Here is a 20,328-nt window from a genome sequence, read left to right as displayed (position 1 = left end):
TGTTTTCACTTTCGGAGCTAATTTGTTGTAAGTTTTCATTTCCATTATTTTTTTATCAATTTTAGGCTTCTAAGCTGGGGCAAACAAAAACATTACGTGAAATGGGGATAGAGGCAGGTAAACCAAAAAATGGGAGAGGTGTATATTCTCGAACAAGAATAATTTATGCCCATATCATAGTTTGGGCAATATTTATAACGTATGAATTATCTGCCCTTTATTATATTGTAGCTCATTTTACTTCGCCTTTAGACATTGCAATCCATTATGGGTTAAACATTAGCTTGTTTTATTTTAACGCACTTGTTCTTTTCCCCAAGGCCTATAAAAGTAAATCTATACTACAGCTAAAGTTATTTGTCGGTATTATACTCGAGATCATTATATATCTGACTTTGCTTTACTCGCTTGATCGGTTCTTAGCCTTCTTAAATATTAGTGTTCTGCAGTTTAAAAGTTTCAATGCTTACGTAGTTCCAAGTACATATCGGGCTTTTTTTATGATACTCATGAGCACAGGATACTGGCTAGGAACTTATTTGCTAAAATCGAGAATAGAGATTGACTCTTTAATTCAACAGCAGTTAGAAGATAAAAACGAACAGCTGGAGCTTCAACGAAAAATTATTATTTCTGAAAATGCATTCTTGAAAGCTCAAATCAATCCACACTTTTTATTTAACTCATTAAGCTTTATTTACAATACCATACATAAACTATCTGCAAGTGCAGCAGAAGCCGTTATTTTACTTTCAGACATTACCCGGTACGCTCTTCGGAAAACTGATGCAAGCGGGCGGTTGCCTATTCATGAAGAGGTTGAACAGATTAGTAATTTAATAGAACTTAACCAATTAAGATTTAACGGAGAATTAAAAATACAATTTAATGTAGGCCTTATTACGCCTTCTTTTACCATACCGCCTTTGTTGTTAGTAAGCTTTGTAGAAAATGTATTTAAATATGGTAAATTGGACGATGCTGCAACACCGGCGATGGTGAGTATAAAAGAGGTGGCGGGCGTATTACAGTTTCGTACCCAAAACATAATTCAAAAGCGTAAGGGAACGGTAGGGCATGGGGTGGGGTTAGAAAACACGCAATTAAGACTTAATAATATTTTTCCTGATAAACATAGGCTTGATATTTCGACTTCGGAAAATATTTATACCATAGAACTTGACATACAAATGTCCCATGCTGAAGAGCTTTATACTGGATGATGAAACACACGCGATAGACTTATTGACTGATTATATTGGGCGTACGCCAGATATAGAATTAATAGGTGCCGATACAAACCCTTTAAATGCATTAAGAAAAATAACCGAACTCGCGCCTGATATTTTGTTTCTGGATATCGATATGCCAGAAATTTCGGGGTTGGAATTTATGAAACTACTGGGTACCAAAATTCATATTGTATTTACTACCGGCCATACGGAGTATGCTATAGAAGGCTATAACCGGGATATTGCCGATTATTTGTTGAAGCCCATTTCCTATTCGCGGTTTAATACCTGTTGCGAGCGGCTTATACAGAAAATAGCTTATGCAGGTAAAAAGGGAGATGGTACTAAAACTTTTTTTTACATCCAGGGGGATAACAAGGCTAAAATGATTAAAATAAACATGGATGAATTATTCTATGTGCAGAGTTTAAATAACTACGTGATCATTTACCACCAGAGCGATAAATTAATTACTTACTTAACCATGAAAGAGGTAGAGCAGTTTCTTCCGTCTGATAGGTTTTCTAGAATTCATAAATCATACCTGGTAAACGATTCTAAAATAAAAACGATAGAATCCGGGCATGTTATCTTACACAGCCAACCCGTTACCGCCTTGCCTATAGGGCTAAAATACCGGGAACAGTTTTTCTCAAAAATCCGTAAAGTAACGCTGAAACGCGGCGACGTGGACAGGTAGATGTACACTGCTTATGAATATTCAAAATTATTCGATCTTGAATATCTTTTTCTTAATGGCATACAGTACCAAGCCCGAACGTGCTTTCAGATTTAGTTTTTGAAACAAAGCTTCCCTGTAATTATCAACAGTGCGTGGGCTTACACACATTTTATCGGCAATTTCTTTATACGTTAATTCTGAGCAGCAGAGCTTTAAAAATTCAATCTCCCTATCAGAAAATTTGGGCTCGCTGTTTTCTGCTGAAATTGAACGGATTAGCTTGCCTGATACCAGTTCGTTTAAAAAAACGCCTTTCTGATAAACTATTTTAAGGGCTTCCAATAACTCTTTGGGTTTGGTTTGCTTTAATACATAGCCGCATGCGCCGTTCTTTATCATTTTAATAACAGCATCGTCATCTTCGTACATACTTAACGCAAGCACATTTATTGGGGGGTAGTTAATTTTAAGCCAGCGGGTTGATTCAAATCCATCCATTAATGGCATATTAATATCCATCAAAATAATATCTGGTTGCCGGTGGGTTAACAACATTTGCTGCATTTGCAGGCCGTTCTCAGCTTCAAATTCAACATGTAATTCATCAAACTCCCGCAGCAAGCTGGCAACGCCGGTTCTAAAAAGTGTATGATCGTCAATTATAGCTATATTTATCTGGCTGTCCATACAGTTAAGGATAAGGGATGTAAATTTCTATTGTGCTACCTTCATTTGGTATCGACCTGATATTGGAGTGCCCGCCAATGGCATTTACTCTTTTGTAAATGTTAAAAAGACCCATTCCCTTACTGCTGCTGGCTAATTCGCTAGTATTGAACCCTTTACCATTATCTGCTACAACAAGTTGTAATATACCATCATTTAAACTCAGTTTAATAGCTATTTGATTAGCTTCAGCATGCTTAATAATATTATTTAGGGTTTCCTGTAAAACCCGGAATATGATAAGGTCTTTATCCGTCTTTATCGTTCTTAAATATATATCATCGCTGTTATAGGTTATTTGATATTGACCTGCTTTTTCCAGCCAGTTTACCTCTTGTATAATAGCTTGCGAAAGTCCCATCTCCAGTAATTTTTGGCCTTGTATTAATTTCCCCAGTTCTCTTAACTCTTTAATAGAACGGTTGGTAAGGTCAATTGCGGCATCAATCTTTAGCGCCATTCTTTTAGCATCATTCAACTCAATTGAGCCTAAAGTAAGTGAAGTTAAACTCAATAACTGGCCGATATTATCATGTAGGTCGGCGCCAATGGTTTGCATGGTTTGCTCTTGCGCCTCAAGTTGGGCCTGTATCAAAACGTTTTGAAAGCTGGCAACTTCTGCCTGGTGAAGCCGTTTATTACTGTGATAAAGTAAAGCTGTAAAAATTATTATTGCAATTAGGAGGATAAAAAAGGCGCTTACAATGCCTACGATGTAAAAGAGTTCTTGCTGCGTATTAAACATATCAAGCCTGCAATAATACAACTGTATAAAACGATGTTCAAAGGTCTGCTGATAAGGCCAAACAGGTTTAGTGTTTTGTCCGTATTTAGTTTAAAAAGGTAAGGATATAAACCTAGAAAAACAAAATTACCACCGTAATTTATCAGGATGCCGATAGACAGCCAAAAATCAAGATGTTTATACGCGGGGTTATCTAAATCAACATTTAAACAAAACAATAAATGCGTGTATAATATAAAGAGCAAAAAGCTCTCAAAAACAATATTTATAGAAGGTATACTGTAGCGATGGTAATGATCTGCTGTAGTATAGTTATTATGGGAGGCATACCAGCAAAATAAAATAAAAACAGGGATAGAACATTTTGTAAACAACCTTAAAGCATATTGCGAGCAGGTGTTAAGATAGTATAAGCAAAACAAGGTATAATCAATTGGGCAAAATAAGTGATAAAGCCACACAAATTGTTGTCGGTTATGGATAAGTATAGTTGCGTATGATTCGGTAAAAAGTGTAATACTTAATACCAATACAAGATAAATTGACTTTTTGTCTCCCTTTCTTAGCGTAATTAAGGCTAATACCAGAGATACAAATATTAAACTGAGATATATTATATAATAAAGGCTCACAATTATTTGGATGCTATGAATTTATAGTACCCGTAAGTGTTACCATGCATCGGCATTACTTACGGGTAACCGGAAATGTTATTTTTTTAGTTTAGCCTTATTTAACAAAATATAATGCTCGTCAATAGGGTCATCTTCAGTTCCGGAAAATTTGGTTCCATTTGGAGGGTATCCATATTCAACTAATAAAGAACTTGTAGGTGAGGCTTTTTCTTCTGAAGTAATTTCATAATTAAGGTCATACCCATCTGCATCCACTCCTAGCATTACTAACGAAGTATGATATTGCTTTTCTTCTGGCCGGGCACATAGATAAGCTCTTAATCCTTCGCATTTAGGCTGGCTTAAAATTTTTAATATAATGGTTTTATCAAACGTTATTCCGTAAGACAGGCCTACAACTTCTTCAACAAAATGTATAAGCTCCGCATTTTTAGCTTTGTCCTTAAGGAATCTATTGGCAATCATTTTGTTTTTTATCAAGCCGTTTTTAATTAGTTGCACAGCCAGATCAGTATCTACCGGGACTCCAAAGTAATTTGACTGCGGCGTTGAATTTTGCCTGGAGGGATCTTTTGTTCGTTGCCTCATCCCCAAATTACTGGTTTGTTCGGGTATTGTAATGGTACCTTCTTCAAAACTTCCCGGGGCATCGGTTTTTAAAACGCGACCCTGCATTTGCCATGAATGATTGTTAATTGCTTTTGTCATGATGTTGGTTTTTAAGTTTTTACTAAAATCCCAAATAACTACCACATTATCAATGAGTTTGTACCTGATAATTTACCGTAAAAACACCTTTTTGAAAAAGGTATTATAGCGGATATAATGAAGATATAATATTACCAGTTTTGTTTAACCCTATTGGCAGGGTTAAATAATCAGACCTAATATTTCACTTTTAATTAAATTATGATGGAACAAATAACCTACAAGCTTGGCAAGCTTTCTCCAAAACAAGATGCACGAACCTTGAAATTTGCCAAATACATAATGCCTGCTCAATTGCCACCCTTGCCCAGCCTGGTAAATTGGCAACAGCTACTACCGGCTAACTGTGGTATGATGGGTAATGATTATATCGGTGATTGTACCTGCGCTTCTGCAGGCCATATGGTAATGACCTGGACAAAGAATGCTTCGGGCCATGCTGTGGTTATATCCGATCTGGATATTATTGCAGCCTACGCTGCCATATCGGGTTATGATACTATTACACATCAAAATGACAATGGCGCCGCTTGCCTGGACGTTTTAAATTACTGGAGAAACACCGGTATAGGCGCAGACCATATCGAAGCTTATACCTTATTGGATCAGAGTAATGAACAACAGGTAAAAGCAGCTATCTACTTGTTTGGCGGCGCATATATTGGAGTAGAGCTCCCTAACTTTATACACACGGGGCCTGATTTGCCAATATGGGATATCCCTGCCGGGGGGCCTGTAGGCAACGCTGCACCAAACCCGAACAATGGCCATGCTATACCACTGATTGGCTATAACGCCGATTATATTTATTTCATTACCTGGGGTATGATTAAGCGTATGACCTGGAGGTTTTATTTTGCCTATGTAGATGAAGCTTATGCTGTGCTTTCGGCTAACGACTGGATAAATAACGGCAAAAGCCCGGCCGGTTTCAACCTTGATGCATTACGGGCCGACCTTTCTGAAATTGACAGCGCTACTTAATTAATAATACATTATCGAACCTTAAACTTATCCATCATGAAAAAAGTCTTAATGCAGGCATGCCTGCTGCTGGGCATGCATATTGCTGCTTCCGCGCAATCTGTAGCCCCCAACTATGTTAATCCCCAAAAAATTGAATACCAGTTTGATCAAAGAAAACTGGTAAAGCCCTCGCTCTCAAAAATGAAAGCTGATTCATTTTACCAGGTTTACATCCATAAAATCAATCTTAACCTGTATAAGGTATCTATTAACACTGCCGACTCTACAACCAGTAAAGCATTGCAAATGCCAACCATGACAGGGCTGGATCTGGATGGCATTACAAAGGCAATAGCCGGGATTAAACCAGCATCAACTTCGGGTATAGTTAATGCAACAGTTAGGGAAGGTTTCAATGGATCATTGGGTTACTCAGCACATAATCAAGTAATAAACAAAGTACGGTCGTTATCAGATAGCATGCAGTATTATAAAAAGAATTTGAATAGCTTTTTAGGGAGGCTAACCACTATTAAAAACCGAATCGATGATTTGTTTCTTAATGTATATAAGTATCAACTTAATCAGCAGCAATTGCACCCGACTATTGGAATTAATCCATATTCATATGCAACGGCCTTAGAAGATGTTAAAAAAGTACGTGATTCTATAACTAATCTACAGGTAGAAATCACAACCTCACAGAAAAAATATGCGATTTTTGAAACTAATTATAAGGATGAGATCGCTCAAAATGTTGGCTTGACAGCTTCTGACAAAGCAATCATAGATTCTTATACCAAGATGCTTACCGGCTGCGCTGATGCACAAACTGCTATAACAGCAGATAAAGTAATGGCATTGCTCGGAGGCATGATCAATGTTGAGAATAATGCCTCAATGGAATATCAATCGCTTCCGTTTCAGTTTAAAAAGGACCAGGCCACGGTTACCATTACCATTGAACCTCGCAAACCTGAATATGGGTTAGGCACATTTAAACAAGACCTGGTTTTCCCGCTCCAGCATAGGTCATACGCGGCAGTTGGGGTCTCTTTTTATGGCGCTACACTTCACGACGAGCCCTATTCGATAGTGGGAACCCCGAGCCGGGATTCAATACATTATGCAGTTAAAGCTGAAAAAACGACAAAGGCAGAAGTGGGGATTACCACTTTGCTAAGGCTGGGAACTAAATTTTCTGATTCATCTGCCGCCGGTGCCCACTTTAGCATTGGCCCGGGTATTTCTATTGCCAGCACCATCAAACCGCGTCTCCTAACTGGCATTGGGTTCTCTTTTGGTGAAAAGCATATGTTTACTTTTGATGTGGGTGCAATTTTTGGATATGTAGACAGGTTGAGTTCGGCGGTAGATATGGCTAAGAATAATTTTACTGTGAAACCCGATAACGTGATGATATCGAAACTAAGCGGGGGTGTTTTTGGCGCCATTGGCTATTTGTACAGGTTTTAATAACCATACAAGAGTAAAAAGCAAAAGGCTTTACTGAGAAGTAAGGCCTTTTGCTTTAATTGATACTAATAGGTAAGCTTTACTTTTACACCACTGCTTTGGTTCTCATATTTTAAAAGCAGGGTTTGGCTGCCGGCATCCCAGTTGTTTTCTACAGCTACATTTTGCTGGTTAATATTCGTCGCCTTTATTTCTTTTGGTTTACGGGGTAATCGTATTCTGAGCACATTTTTGGTGTTGTCAGGGCTTTTAGTAACGAAAGAATAAGTGTCGATGGTGATACTTTCGTCAGATACGCGTGAAGCGCCTGCTAAAACTGAAGGCTGCTTGTTGCTTATCTTATCCAGATTATAAAGTAAAGCCTGCGTGCCTGCCGGGATTGTTTTTGAGGTAACCACAGGCAATTCTGTATTAAAAAGATCAATAAAATGCCCCTTTAATAAAAGCGGATCGTTGTTGTGGCTTTCATCCATGGCGGCGGCCACAATGTAAGGCCCGCGGTTTAAAACAAAGCTATTTTTGTAAGCTAATGGTATACCCTTACCTGTATTATAGGCATTCTCAACCAATTTTAGAAAATGCTCGTCGCCATTGGCCTGCATTACTATTTGTTTGGGGTTTTCGCGCAGCACAAATACCTTTCCTTTACCAAAGGTGTATTCTTCTCTCCCGTTAATAGGGTTAATGCCCAGTTGCTTAAATAAGTGTTGTGATGGTGTTTTAAAATGCATGCCGCCATTATTCCACCATTCGCTCACCTGCTGAAACGGATCATCATCCTTTCCGCAATAAATAAGCATACCACCATTTTTAACCCACTTTGCCAGTTGCAAATGCACAGCTGCGTTGTTAGGCTTTAAATTGGCGTAACTCATAATTAAAACTTTAGTGCCCTTTAAGGTTTCGGTAAAGCCCAGGTTTTCCATGTGGGTAACTTGTACAGGTACACCGCGTTTAACCAGCGGCATCACCATGCCGTAAAAGTTAGATAATTGCGGATCATCATATCCCTGGTGTTTAGGGAAACGTTGAAACATAATAGAATTGCCAATTAACACAGAGATACCATGCGAGCCGCTTACCAAATTACTGGTTACCGGCATGTGCTGCAAACTGTTAACCATAATTTGCATTTGCGTTGCAAATTGCGGATTAATAGGTTCTGGTGCCGATTGCTCGTTTGGCTTAAACTTGCCCAGGTAAATTCTGTTGGGCCAGGGCATTACTTCAAACTTGTTAACGGTTGGGTACAGCAACTCTGCTGTAAAAGTAGCTTCGTAGTTTTTCTTATAATCTTCCCAGGTACGTACACCGTCTTCAATGGGGTCTGTTAAAAAATAAACACTCCGGTGGGTGGGGGCGGTCATAGACCAGATGGTTCCGTACTCTAAAAATGCATTCTCAAATACACGTTCCTTCATTAAACCATTAAAGTAAACTGGTACCCTTGATGTACCCGTCCATACCTGGGCAATGTAGCCATCCATATACTTTAAGGAGGCCAAACTTGCTTCGGGACTCACAATGCCCCATGCTGCATAATTTAACAACGAGTGCGTAGGCACAAAGCAGGGAATATGCAATCCCTTTTGTGCGCTGTACTCTTTTACGTACTTAAAAATCTCGTTTAGTGCCGTATAAAAAATCTGGTATTTTAATTTAGACGACAGGTAGGTAGCCTCGGGACTTTTATCTTGCGCTATCCACGGCGATTTGTAATAAGCCTGCCAGGCAGATTTAAAAGCCGGGCTATAACCGCCTTGGGTCCAAAACTCCGGTTCTTCGAGGTATACTGCGCTTACACCTGCATCTATAGCCCGTTTACACGCTTGCTTTAAATAATTGATGTATGAGGGTGTGGGTACTACGTAGGGTACATCTTTGCCATGCCATATAATGTTTCCGTCAATATCTGTCTGGCCTTCATTTAAATGGGTTTTGCCATCAAACTTGCCGTTAAAATAATCCTGGTATTCGCCCCAGGCGCTGCCGGTCATAAACTGTACGTTGTAACCGTGCTTGCGCCAGGATGCTACCCGGTTTTCAAAAGTACTGTCAACGCCATACACCATCACAATGTCAGATCGTACGTCAAAATCAGGCTTCCACGGCTCAGCTATTTGTACCGATGTTTTACTAAGCGTATCATGTTTTATGGTTTGGGCCTGTACAATACCGTAAAAGCTTGCTAAGCCAAGCACAGGTATTAATTTAGATAGTATTTTTAGAAAAGAAGAACCGGGTTGGAAACGCATATGAAAAGGTTGCTGATGCTTGTTACAGAATGTTTATTGGATCGAGAAATCTTGTGAAATACTTCCCTCGGCCGAATTTTTACCAATGGTAAGTGTGTACTTGCCTTTATAAAGTGTTTCTTTATTGGTTTTAGCATCCCATTTTTTTAGTTCCTGAACAGGGATTTTAATAGTTACATCTTTACCTTCATTCACTGCAAGTGTAACACGTTTAAAATCTTTTAATTCCTTTAAGGGCATGCCATCTATTTGTGGATATTTAATGTAGGCCTGCACAACCTCGTCGGCCTGCATTTTGCCGGTATTACTTACTTTACATGATAATGTAATGGTATCATTTGCGCTGTACGTTGGTTTAATGGTATTATTAGCCTGGTAAGTAAAGTCTGTATAGCTTAAGCCATAGCCAAAAGGATATTGCACCTTGCCGGCAAAGTACCGGTAAGTACGGCCTTTCATGCCATAATTTTCAAATGCAGGCAAATCATTTACCGAGTTATAGAACGTTAATGGCAACCTGCCCGAAGGGGAAATTTTACCCAGTAAAATATCAGCCAAAGCGTTACCACCCTGCTCGCCGGGATACCAGGCCAGTATTACAGCATCGGCATATTGGGCAATAGTGGCTACATCAACATCACTGCCGGATGTTACTACGGCAATAATTGGTTTTTTAACGCCTTTGCGCAATGCCTTCATAAAAGCAATCTGGCTGGCTGGCAGTTCCAGTGTTTTTTTATCACCGCCTGCGGCAGATAAAAATGCATCACCGGCTTCGCCCTCGGTTACGGGTAATAAACCTATTACAGCAACAGTAACATCTGCATTACCTGCACCCCATATTCCGCCGAAGTGGGTGGTGTCAGCTTCGCCTGCGCCTAAGTCATATTCTACACGCGTACCTTTGTCAACAGCACCAGATAAACCTTCCACAAAGTTTACCATGCGTGAGTTTACGCCATGATAGCTACCCACCAGCGCATCAAGCGAAGCCGAATTTGGGCCTACAACCATAATACTGTTATAGGTATTGTTTTTCAACGGCAAAATGTTGTTATCATTTTTTAGCAATACCATACTTTGTTGTGCCGCTATGCGCGATAGTGAAACGTGTGCCTCGTTATGGATACTATCGGCCCGGTAAGCATAGTAAGGAGAAAGCTTAGGATCGTCGTAAAAGCCAAGTTTTATTTCGGTAAGCAGCAATGGGCGCAGGGCCTCATCAACATCCTTATCGGTAATCAGTTTTTGTTGTACTGCTTTAACAACGTCGCTTTGCAACACCGAAGAGCAATCTAAATTAATCCCGGCTTTAATGGCGGCGGCAGCAGCTTCGGTAGGTGTTTTTAAATATTTATGCGTTGCAAATACATCATCTAGTGCGCCGCAGTCTGTTACAATATAGCCTTTAAAGCCCCATTCTTTTCTTAAAATGTTTTGAAGCAGAGGGCCATTAACAGAGTTAGGTACACCGTTAACACTATTATAAGCCGTCATTACACTGGCAACACCACCCTTTACCAGTTTATTAAAGGCGTACAGGTAAGTATCATGTAAGTCTTTTTGGCTCACTATAGAGTTAAAATAGTCGCGGGTATTTTCGGGGCCGCTATGGGCTACAAAGTGCTTGGCGGTTGCTGCAATCTTATACCGGCCTGCTACATCGCCTTGCATGCCATTAACATAGGCCAAACCAATCTGGCTGGTTAAGTAAGGATCTTCTCCATAAGTTTCCTGGCCACGTCCCCAGCGTGGATCGCGAAAAATATTAATATTGGGCGACCAGTAAGATAAGCCAACATACATGCCCCTATCTCCGCGTGCTATGGCCAGGTTATTTTTGGCCCGTGCTTCGGTAGATATTACCGTGCCAATCTGTTTTACCAGGCTAGGATTAAAGGTGGCAGCCATGGCTATAGCCTGCGGGAAAATTGTTGCTTCGCCAGCTCTGGCCACACCATGCAAGCCCTCATTCCACCAGTTATAAGCGGGGATGTGTAAGCGATCTATAGCTTGGCTCCTGTATCCCAATAGCAGGGCCTTTTCTGAAAGTGTAAGCTGTTTTAAAAGGTCGGTTACGCGGTCGTTATCCGATAACTGATCATTTAAATAGCCTGTTTTTTGTTGCGCTTCGCAATTGCTGTAAATAAGAAAAGCTGAAAAAAACACAAAGAAACCTTTTATTAAGACTTTCATAGTTTATAAATATTTTAAAAAGTATTGCCTAATTAGTAAAATTATTCGCTAAATATGTGAAATAATTGTTGTTTCAACCACCATTAGCCGTTAATTTTAATTCAATTGTTCAATTTTTAAGGATATTGCGGCTTTGTAACAAAATTTTGAGGATCTGTTTAAGCTTTTAGAGACTTAAAATTCATACGGTTGTGTAATAATTATGTTATCCTGATTATATTTTTTATTAAATGAGAATAAATCGCTTACCCTTTCTGCTCAGCTTATTGGTTTTATTATTTCAGAAATCAGTAGCCCAAACACCCAAACATACTTTTGCCCTTGGCGACCAGCAATTTTTGCTGGATGGTAAACCACTCCAGATGATTTCGGGCGAAATGCACTGCGAACGTATCCCGCGTGAGTATTGGCGCGACAGGATTAAAAAAGCAAAGGCAATGGGTTTAAATACCATTGGTACCTACGTGTTTTGGAATAGCCACGAAGAAACACCTGGCAAGTACACCTTTAGCGGTAATAATGATATTGCCGAATTTGTGCGCATAGCCAAAGAAGAGGGCATGTGGGTGGTAATGCGCCCTAGCCCATATGCATGCGCCGAATGGGAGTTTGGCGGCTACCCCTGGTGGTTGTTAAAAGACAGTACCGTTAAAGTGCGAAGTAAAGATGAGCGTTTTATCTCGGCCTACCGTAACTATATTAAAGAATTATCAAAACAACTGGTACCATACCTGGTAACCAATGGCGGCAACATCCTGATGGTGCAATTTGAAAACGAATATGGTTCTTACAGTGACGATAAAAGTTACCTGGAACTAAACCGTAAAATATTTGCTGATGCCGGCTTTAACGGTGTACTGTTTACCTGCGATGGTGAAACCCAAATGCCTAAAGGTTATTTACCGGGATACCTGCCTGCCGTAAATGGTTTGGAAGATACCGCAATGGTAAAAACGTTGATTAATAAATATCACGGCGGCAAAGGGCCATATTATATAGCGGAGTGGTATCCGGGATGGTTTGATAGCTGGGGTAAACCACACGCTAAAACAGGCATAGACGACGCTGCCAAAAAGCTCGACGATATTTTATCGGCAGGGATCTCTATTAATATGTATATGTTTCATGGCGGTACCACGCGCGATTTTATGAATGGCGCCAATATGAGCAAAACAGAAGCATACGCTCCGCAAACATCCAGCTATGATTATGATGCCCCTTTAGACGAAGCAGGTAACCCAACAGCCAAATATTTAAAGTTTAGAGAGGTTATTGCCAAACATTTGCCAAAGGGAACAACCTTACCCCCGGTACCTAAAGCAGCAGAAACGATTAGCATCGACCAGATTAAATTAACGCAATACGCCGGTTTGTATAATAACCTGCCTTTACCTGTAGAAAATAAAACACCGCTATGTTTCGAAGATCTAAACCAGGCTTATGGTTTTGTATTGTATCGCAGTAAATTAAAAAAAGGCGATGAAGGTTTGTTAAAGCTAAAGGAACTGCGCGATTATGCAGTTGTTTTCGTTAATCACAAACAGGTTGGTGTGTTGGATCGCCGTTTGAAACTGGATTCGATACAAATTGGGAAGGTGACTGCAGATGCTGATCTGGATATTTGGGTAGAAAATAATGGCCGAATTAATTATGGTTTATATTTAACCGATAACCGCCAGGGCATAACCCAAAGTGTAACCCTCAATAGTAAACCATTATTTAACTGGAAAATGTACCGTTTCCCTTTTAAAGATTTAAACGGCCTTAAATTTGTAACAGCCAGTATTACTGTTGCTGGCCCTGCTTGCTATAAAGGATCATTTACGTTAGCACATGTAGCGGATACTTATCTGGATATGCGCAGTTTTGGCAAAGGCTTTGTTTTTTTAAACGGGCATAATTTAGGTAAATACTGGCAAATTGGCCCGCAGCAAACCATATATGTACCGGCCGGATGGCTTAAAGCAGGCAAAAATGAAGTTGTTGTTTTCGATCAGTTAAAGGGTAATCACCAAAGCTTATCTGCTATCAATCATTCCATACTCGATCAGTTATCAGGCAGCAATTAACATTAACTATGAAAAAAACATTGCTTCGTTGTATCTTTTTAATGTTTGTTATTGGCGTTAGCTGCAGTATAGCCCTTGCGCAAAATAACGACGCCAGATATCCCGTTATACCCTATCCGCAGCATTTAATGCCGGGCAACGGCTCATTTGTAATTACTGCAAAAACAGTAATTATTACGCCCGACGGTAAGTTTGCCAATGAAGCCCTGCAATTAAATGAGTTGCTGGCTAAAAGCCTTGGCCAAAAATTAGCTACAGGCCAAAAAGCTGTTAAAGCAGCTATTACTTTAAAATATGATGCCGCTATTACCGCCTCCGAGGGCTACTCTTTAACTATTACACCGCAACAGGTTGTGCTGGCAGCTAAAGACCCGGCTGGTATGTTCCGTGCGGTAGAAACCATCAGACAGTTGTTGCCTGCCGATATTGAAATCAGCACCCATCATACTACGCTAAGCCTGCCCGCTGTGTCAATACAAGATCAGCCGGTATACGCCTGGCGTGGTATGCATTTAGATGTATCCCGTCACTTTTTCTCAGTATCGTACTTAAAGAAGTTTATTGATCTGCTTGCCCTTTACAAAATGAATAAGCTGCACCTGCATTTAACAGATGATCAGGGCTGGCGTATCGAAATTAAAAAATACCCTAAGCTTACCGAGCAAGGGGCATGGCGTACGTTTAACAACCAGGATTCTGCCTGTATGAAACAAGCGGTTGATAATCCGGATATGGCGATTGATCCATCACACATTATTCACCGGGATAGTAAAACGCTTTACGGCGGTTTTTATACCCAGGAAGAAATGAAAAGTGTAGTGGCTTATGCAACTGCAAGGCACATCGATATTATTCCCGAAATTGATATGCCGGGCCACATGATGGCGGCTATTAATGCTTATCCGTTTTTGACCTGTAATGGCGAAAACAGTTGGGGTACTTTATTTACCAAACCTATATGCCCATGTAACGAAACCACTTTTAAGTTTGCGCAGAATGTTTTTTCGGAGATCATGGAAATTTTCCCTTCAAAATATATCCATCTTGGCGGCGACGAGGTTGACCGCTCTGACTGGGGTAAATCTGAAGCCTGTAAGCAGCTGATGGCCAAAGAAGGCATTAAAGATCTGGCCGGTTTGCAAAGCTACTTCATTAACCGCATGGAGAAATACTTTAATGCGCACGGCCGCAAAATGATAGGTTGGGACGAAGTGCTGGAAGGTGGCGTTTCTTCAACCGCTATGATTATGTATTGGCGTACCTGGGTGCCAAATGCACCCATTAAGGCTGCAAAAAACGGTAACCAGGTAATTATGGTTCCGGGGAACCCTTTGTATTTTGATGGAAAATATGATAAAAATTCGGCTTCGAATATTTACCATTTTAACCCTGTACCCAAAGGTTTAACTGCCGAACAGGCAAAATTAATTGTAGGTGCGCAGGCTGCTATCTGGACGGAGTATGTACCATCGGAAAAACGCGCCGATTACCGCTTTATGCCACGGATGACAGCGCTTGCCGAATTACTTTGGACTAATGATGTAGCCAAATACGACAGTTATTTGAACCGCAATATTGCACAGTTTAACCGCCTGGATAACCTCAATGTTAACTACCGTATGCCCGACCTGGATGATATGATAGATAGCAAGGTTTTTGTAAAAAGCGATACTGTTATTGCTAAAGCACCATTGCAAAGCATGACAGTAAGATACACTAACGATGGTACCATGCCGGGCCCGGCCTCGCCGGTTTTAAACAACTATATAGTTAACAAGCCACAGGTTTTAAACATTGCAGCCTTTGCAAAAAACGGCAGACGCGGAGATGTTTATACCGTTAATTATAAACAACAGGATTATACCCAAGCGGTATCGGCTGATACAAAAGACGGTTTAAAAGTATATTACTATCCCGGCGACTTTAAAGGGACTACCAAAATACCAGAAGCTAAATCTGACAAGGTTTACACCGTAAAAGGTATTACGGTGCCAGATGAGGTTAAGGCGCCGTCTTTCGGTTTGCGTTACAATGGTTACATCGATGTGCCTCAACAAGGGATCTATACTTTTTATCTGACTTGTGATGATGCAGGTGTTTTAAAAATAGATAATCAAACCACAGTTGATAACGATGGTATGCACGCGCCTGTTGAAAAAAGCGGACAAGCTGCCATGAAAAAAGGCCTGCACCCATTTGAACTTAACTTTGTAGAAGGTGGTGGCGGCTATACCCTTAAGCTGCAATACAGTTTAAATGGTTCTGCGCATCAGGATGTACCTGCCAATTGGTTTAAAAACTAACAAAATGATTAAACGATTAACATTATCTGCACAACTTTTACTGGCAACCGGTTTAGCATTTAGTCAGCCGGCACCCAAGCCATATGGTGTGTTGCCGAGTGCAAGGCAAATTAAATGGCAGGAAACCGAAATGTACTGTATTGTACATTTTAGCATGGCCACTTTTGATGATAAAGAATGGGGATACGGTGATGAACCTAACTCCATGTTTAATCCATCGAGCTTTAATGCCTTGCAAATTGTTAGTGCGGCCAAAGCCGGAGGTTTTAAAGGTATTGTAGTAGTAGCCAAACACCACGATGGTTTTTGTTTGTGGCCTACCAAAACAACAGCGCATAACATCAGCCAAAGCCCGTATAAAAATGGTAAGGGCGATGTAGTGAAGGAATATCAAGAGGCTTGTAAGCAGTTAAATATGAAACTTGGCCTTTACTGTTCGCCCTGGGATCGTAATAATGCCAATTATGGCAAGCCTGAATATTTACAGATCTACCGCGCACAGCTTAAGGAACTATATAGTAACTACGGCCCATTATTTATGTCGTGGCACGATGGTGCAAACGGTGGCGATGGTTTTTATGGCGGAGCACGTGAGACTCGTAAAATAGACCGTACTACTTATTACGACTGGAAAAATACTTGGGGAATAACCCGCAGCATGCAGCCCACAGCTGCAATTTTTGGAGATGCCGGGCCCGATGTACGCTGGGTAGGTAACGAAGAGGGCAATGCCGGGGAAACCAGTTGGGAGACATATACACCAGAACCTTCTGTGCCCGGGCAGCAGCCATCCAACGGTGAGGTAAAATATTGGTTAGGCGTTGAAGGTACGCGCAATGGTAAATACTGGATGCCTGCGGAATGTGACGTTCCGTTGCGTAACGGCTGGTTCTACCATGAGGCCCAGGATGGGCAAAGCAAATCGGCCTATAAATTACTGGATCTTTATTACAAAAGCGTAGGCAGGGCAGCTTGTCTTGACCTTGGCCTCTCGCCCAATAAAAAAGGATTGATAGCAGCAGAAGATCAACAGATATTAAAAGAATTTGGGCAGATATTAAAACAAACCTTTGCCGTTAACCTGGCTAAAGGAGCAACCTTGACAGCAAGTAACGTAAGGGGCAAAAACCAGGCTCAATATGGTGTTAACCATCTTACAGATAACGACCGTTATAGCTATTGGGCAACTGACGATAAAGTTACCGAGCCGCAATTGGTTATTGATATGCACAAACCCAATACGTTTAATGTGATCCGCCTGCGCGAAAATATTAAGCTGGGCCAGCGTATTGAAGGTGTTGCCGTTGATGCATGGCAAAACAACAAATGGGAAACCATAGCCACAGCAACTAGCATAGGCGCTAACAGGCTCATCCGTTTGCCGCAAAATATTACAGCAGCCAAGGTACGGCTGCGTATTACAGCTGCGCCGGTTAGTATTGCCTTAAGTGATTTTGGGTTGTTTAAAGAACCTGTACATTTATCTGTACCGCAAATTAGCCGTACAGCTGCCGGCGAGGTAAGCCTGGCAACAGAAGCACCTGTACGCAGCATCCATTATACTACAGACGGGCAAGCCCCAACGCTTTCATCGCCTGTATACCAGCATCCGTTTATGTTGCCGGTAGGTGGCACAGTTAAAGCAATAAGCTATGAGAGCGGCGATAAGCACAGCGAAATAAAATCTGTGCAGTTTGGGCCGGTTAAAGTTGGCTGGCACATTGTAGGTGCCGATGATAAAAGCCTGGCTAAAGCGATAGATGATGACGTAAATACTTTTGCAGAGTTATCGTTACCAGCTACCGAAGGATTAATAGTAGATATGGGCCAAACTACCACTATTAAACAGTTTACCTACCAGTCACGCACAGATAAGCATACCGATGGTATGGTTGATGCCTACGAATTTTATTATAGTGCCGATGGTACTAACTGGACTAAAGCCGCAAGCGGCGAATTTGCCAACATTAAATCTAACCCGGTATTACAGGTTGTGTCACTTAGCGCGCCTCTGTCTGCCCGGTATTTTAAATTTATACCCAAACATATTATACAAGGTAACAAAGCTGAGATTGCAGAAATCGGGATCATTGCCTTGTAAGTGAATAAATACTCATGAAAAAAATAAATATTACCGCATCCATTTTATTAAGCCTTATTGGTGTAAGCCAGGCACAGGTTAAACCCAAACGGGCAATTACACCTGCAAGTTCAAGTTACACTCAATATGTAGATCCGCTTATCGGTACAGGTTTTCACGGCCACGTGTTTGTGGGCGCAAGTGTGCCTTTTGGCGCAGTACAACTAGGCCCGTCAAATATCCACGAAGGTTGGGATTGGTGCTCTGGCTACCACATTTCAGACTCCACCATTCTTGGGTTTCAGCATACGCACTTAAGCGGTACAGGTATTGGCGATTTGGGCGATATTTCTGTAATGCCGACCACTGGCCCCATCATGACCCATGCCGGTGGACCTAAAGACACCCAGGCACAAGGCTATTATTCATTATTTAGCCATAAAGACGAAGTTGTAAAGCCGGGCTATTACAAAGTGAAATTGAAAAGATACAACATTGGTGTGCAGTTAACTGCCAGTAACCGGGTTGGTTTTCATGAATATACTTTCCCCAAGGCAGATGCTGCGCATATTATAATAGACCTGCAACAAGGTTTAGGCTGGGATACCCCAACAGATACCTACATTAAACAGGTAAACAGTACCACTGTTGAAGGGTACCGTTTTTCTAAAGGCTGGAGCAAAGATCAGCGCATTTATTTTACCGCTGTATTTTCAAAGCCGATAAAAACTTTTGGGGTTTATGATACCGTAGGTTTGGTTAAAGGCACATCGCTTAGAGGTGCTAAAATTAAAGGTGTAGTTACGTTTGCTACAACAGCCAACGAAAAGGTAATGATTAAGGTTGGTATTTCTCCGGTAAGTTCTGAGAATGCTTTGCTTAATATCAAAACCGAAATACCGGGCTGGAACTTTAACGAAGTAGTAGCCGCGGCAGATAATGCCTGGAATTTACAACTGCAAAAAGTGAAAATTAAAACAGATTCATTATCGCAGATGAAGAAGTTTTATACCGCAATGTATCATACCATGATAGCGCCGTCTACCTTCAATGATGTAAATAACGATTACCGCGGTACAGATAAAAAGGTGTACAAACATGCATCTTTCCAAAACTCAACAACTTACTCTTTGTGGGATACTTATCGTGCCCTCAATCCGCTTTATACCATTATACAGCCCGAGCGTGTAAACGATATTGTTAACACCATGCTGGCAATTTATCAGCAACAAGGCAGCTTGCCAATGTGGCATTTAATGGGTAGTGAAACCAACACAATGGTTGGTTACAGTGCCGTACCCGTTATTGCAGATGCTTATTTGAAAGGCTTTAAGGGCTTTGATACCAAACTGGCTTATGAGGCAGTAAAAGCAACTGCCATGCGCGATAATTTTGGCGGTTTAAAACTGTATAAAAAATTAGGCTATATCCCTGCCGATACCATGGTAGAAACCGTTGCCATGGGTTTAGAATATTCAATCGATGATGCCGGTATTGCTAAAATGGCCCAAAAAATAGGTGACAAAGAAGGTTATGCTTATTATGCTAAACGCGGTAAAAACTACCAAAACTATTTTGATAAACAAACCGGGTTTATGCGTGGCCGTGTATCTGAAACAGAATGGCGTACCCCATTTAGCCCGTTTGTATCGCGCCACCGCCAGGATGATTATACTGAGGGTAATGCCTGGCAATATACCTGGCTGGTACCGCAGGATGTGGACGGCTTAGTAAAACTGATGGGCGGCGAAAAACCTTTCATTAAAAAGCTCGATTCGTTATTTATAGCGCATGGTGATATGGGTAAAGAAGCTTCGCCGGATGTAAGCGGTTTAATTGGCCAGTACGCACATGGTAACGAACCAAGTCACCATATTACTTACTTATATTCGTTTGTACACCAGCCATGGAAAACTGCCGAAAAGGTAAGGTTTATCTTGAATAACTTTTATACAGATAAACACGACGGTATTATCGGTAACGAAGACGTAGGCCAAATGTCGGCCTGGTATGTATTATCATCATTGGGCATTTACCAGGTAAATCCGTCTGGTGGTCAGTATGTTTTTGGTAGCCCTACGGTTAATGCTGCAAGTATTAAATTACCGGGTAATAAAACTTTTGATATTGAGGTTTTACATAATTCGCCTAAAAACATCTACATCCATGACATTACCCTAAATGGTAAGAAGTATGATAAATTCTATATCGACTACCAGGATATTATGAAGGGTGGCAAGCTGGTGATCAACATG

The 20,328-nt window shown here is 40.9% G+C and carries 13 protein-coding genes; 8 read left to right on the top strand and 5 right to left on the bottom strand.

Translation table 11 applies throughout. From position 1 onward, the window contains the following. Nucleotides 1–101 precede the first annotated feature (101 nt). Entirely contained in the window at nucleotides 102–1,223 is a 1,122-nt protein-coding gene (locus tag RG47T_RS20045) for a sensor histidine kinase (RefSeq protein ID WP_074491214.1), read from the top strand. Beyond that, nucleotides 1,198–1,932 (top strand): LytR/AlgR family response regulator transcription factor, encoded by a 735-nt coding sequence (locus RG47T_RS20040; protein WP_074491213.1) that lies wholly within the window; start codon nucleotides 1,198–1,200, stop codon nucleotides 1,930–1,932. The genes RG47T_RS20045 and RG47T_RS20040 overlap by 26 nt, the downstream gene beginning before the upstream one ends. 27 nt (nucleotides 1,933–1,959) lie before the next feature. Here RG47T_RS20040 and RG47T_RS20035 read toward each other — a convergent pair whose 3' ends face one another. From RG47T_RS20035 to RG47T_RS20020, 3 genes are all read right to left on the bottom strand, one after another. Next, nucleotides 1,960–2,601 carry a response regulator transcription factor gene (locus RG47T_RS20035; protein WP_074491212.1) on the bottom strand — a complete coding sequence of 214 codons (642 nt, stop codon included), beginning with the start codon at nucleotides 2,599–2,601 and terminating at the stop codon, nucleotides 1,960–1,962. Between the two features lie 4 nt (nucleotides 2,602–2,605). Next, nucleotides 2,606–3,385: a sensor histidine kinase gene (locus RG47T_RS20030; RefSeq protein ID WP_074491211.1), complete on the bottom strand. Its 780-nt coding sequence runs from the start codon at nucleotides 3,383–3,385 to the stop codon at nucleotides 2,606–2,608. A gap of 710 nt (nucleotides 3,386–4,095) precedes the next feature. Continuing rightward, nucleotides 4,096–4,728 (bottom strand): hypothetical protein, encoded by a 633-nt coding sequence (locus RG47T_RS20020; RefSeq protein WP_074491209.1) that lies wholly within the window; start codon nucleotides 4,726–4,728, stop codon nucleotides 4,096–4,098. Between the two features lie 201 nt (nucleotides 4,729–4,929). Here RG47T_RS20020 and RG47T_RS20015 point away from each other — a divergent pair, with 201 nt between their 5' ends. Beyond that, nucleotides 4,930–5,712 (top strand): hypothetical protein, encoded by a 783-nt coding sequence (locus RG47T_RS20015; RefSeq protein ID WP_139235794.1) that lies wholly within the window; start codon nucleotides 4,930–4,932, stop codon nucleotides 5,710–5,712. 36 nt (nucleotides 5,713–5,748) lie between these two features. Continuing rightward, complete coding sequence (locus RG47T_RS20010; protein ID WP_074491207.1) at nucleotides 5,749–7,170, top strand: hypothetical protein; 1,422 nt, start codon at nucleotides 5,749–5,751, stop codon at nucleotides 7,168–7,170. Nucleotides 7,171–7,235: 65 nt separating this feature from the next. On the opposite strand, the gene RG47T_RS20005 is transcribed toward RG47T_RS20010, so the two are convergent. Beyond that, nucleotides 7,236–9,425 (bottom strand): hypothetical protein, encoded by a 2,190-nt coding sequence (locus RG47T_RS20005; RefSeq protein ID WP_091691014.1) that lies wholly within the window; start codon nucleotides 9,423–9,425, stop codon nucleotides 7,236–7,238. 33 nt (nucleotides 9,426–9,458) lie between these two features. Beyond that, the gene (locus tag RG47T_RS20000; RefSeq protein ID WP_074491206.1) at nucleotides 9,459–11,621 is read right to left on the bottom strand and encodes a glycoside hydrolase family 3 N-terminal domain-containing protein; all 2,163 of its coding nucleotides are present in this window, start codon (nucleotides 11,619–11,621) and stop codon (nucleotides 9,459–9,461) included. 230 nt (nucleotides 11,622–11,851) lie between these two features. Between RG47T_RS20000 and RG47T_RS19995 the strand changes: the two genes are divergently transcribed. The 4 genes from RG47T_RS19995 to RG47T_RS19980 all read left to right on the top strand — a co-directional run. Then, entirely contained in the window at nucleotides 11,852–13,690 is a 1,839-nt protein-coding gene (locus RG47T_RS19995) for a glycoside hydrolase family 35 protein (RefSeq protein ID WP_074491205.1), read from the top strand. An 8-nt stretch (nucleotides 13,691–13,698) separates the two neighbouring features. Continuing rightward, the gene (locus RG47T_RS19990; RefSeq protein WP_074491204.1) at nucleotides 13,699–15,993 is read left to right on the top strand and encodes a family 20 glycosylhydrolase; all 2,295 of its coding nucleotides are present in this window, start codon (nucleotides 13,699–13,701) and stop codon (nucleotides 15,991–15,993) included. A gap of 4 nt (nucleotides 15,994–15,997) precedes the next feature. Beyond that, complete coding sequence (locus RG47T_RS19985) at nucleotides 15,998–18,094, top strand: alpha-L-fucosidase (RefSeq protein ID WP_074493605.1); 2,097 nt, start codon at nucleotides 15,998–16,000, stop codon at nucleotides 18,092–18,094. A 14-nt stretch (nucleotides 18,095–18,108) separates the two neighbouring features. Then, the coding region (locus RG47T_RS19980) for a GH92 family glycosyl hydrolase (RefSeq protein ID WP_139302438.1) at nucleotides 18,109–20,328 on the top strand (2,220 nt) is incomplete at its 3' end.

Source organism: Mucilaginibacter polytrichastri, from assembly GCF_001911425.1.
In the GTDB taxonomy this organism is placed as follows: Bacteria; Bacteroidota; Bacteroidia; order Sphingobacteriales; family Sphingobacteriaceae; genus Mucilaginibacter; species Mucilaginibacter polytrichastri.
Note: the sequence above shows the minus strand (reverse complement) of the source record. Positions and strands in the feature narration are given on the sequence as shown.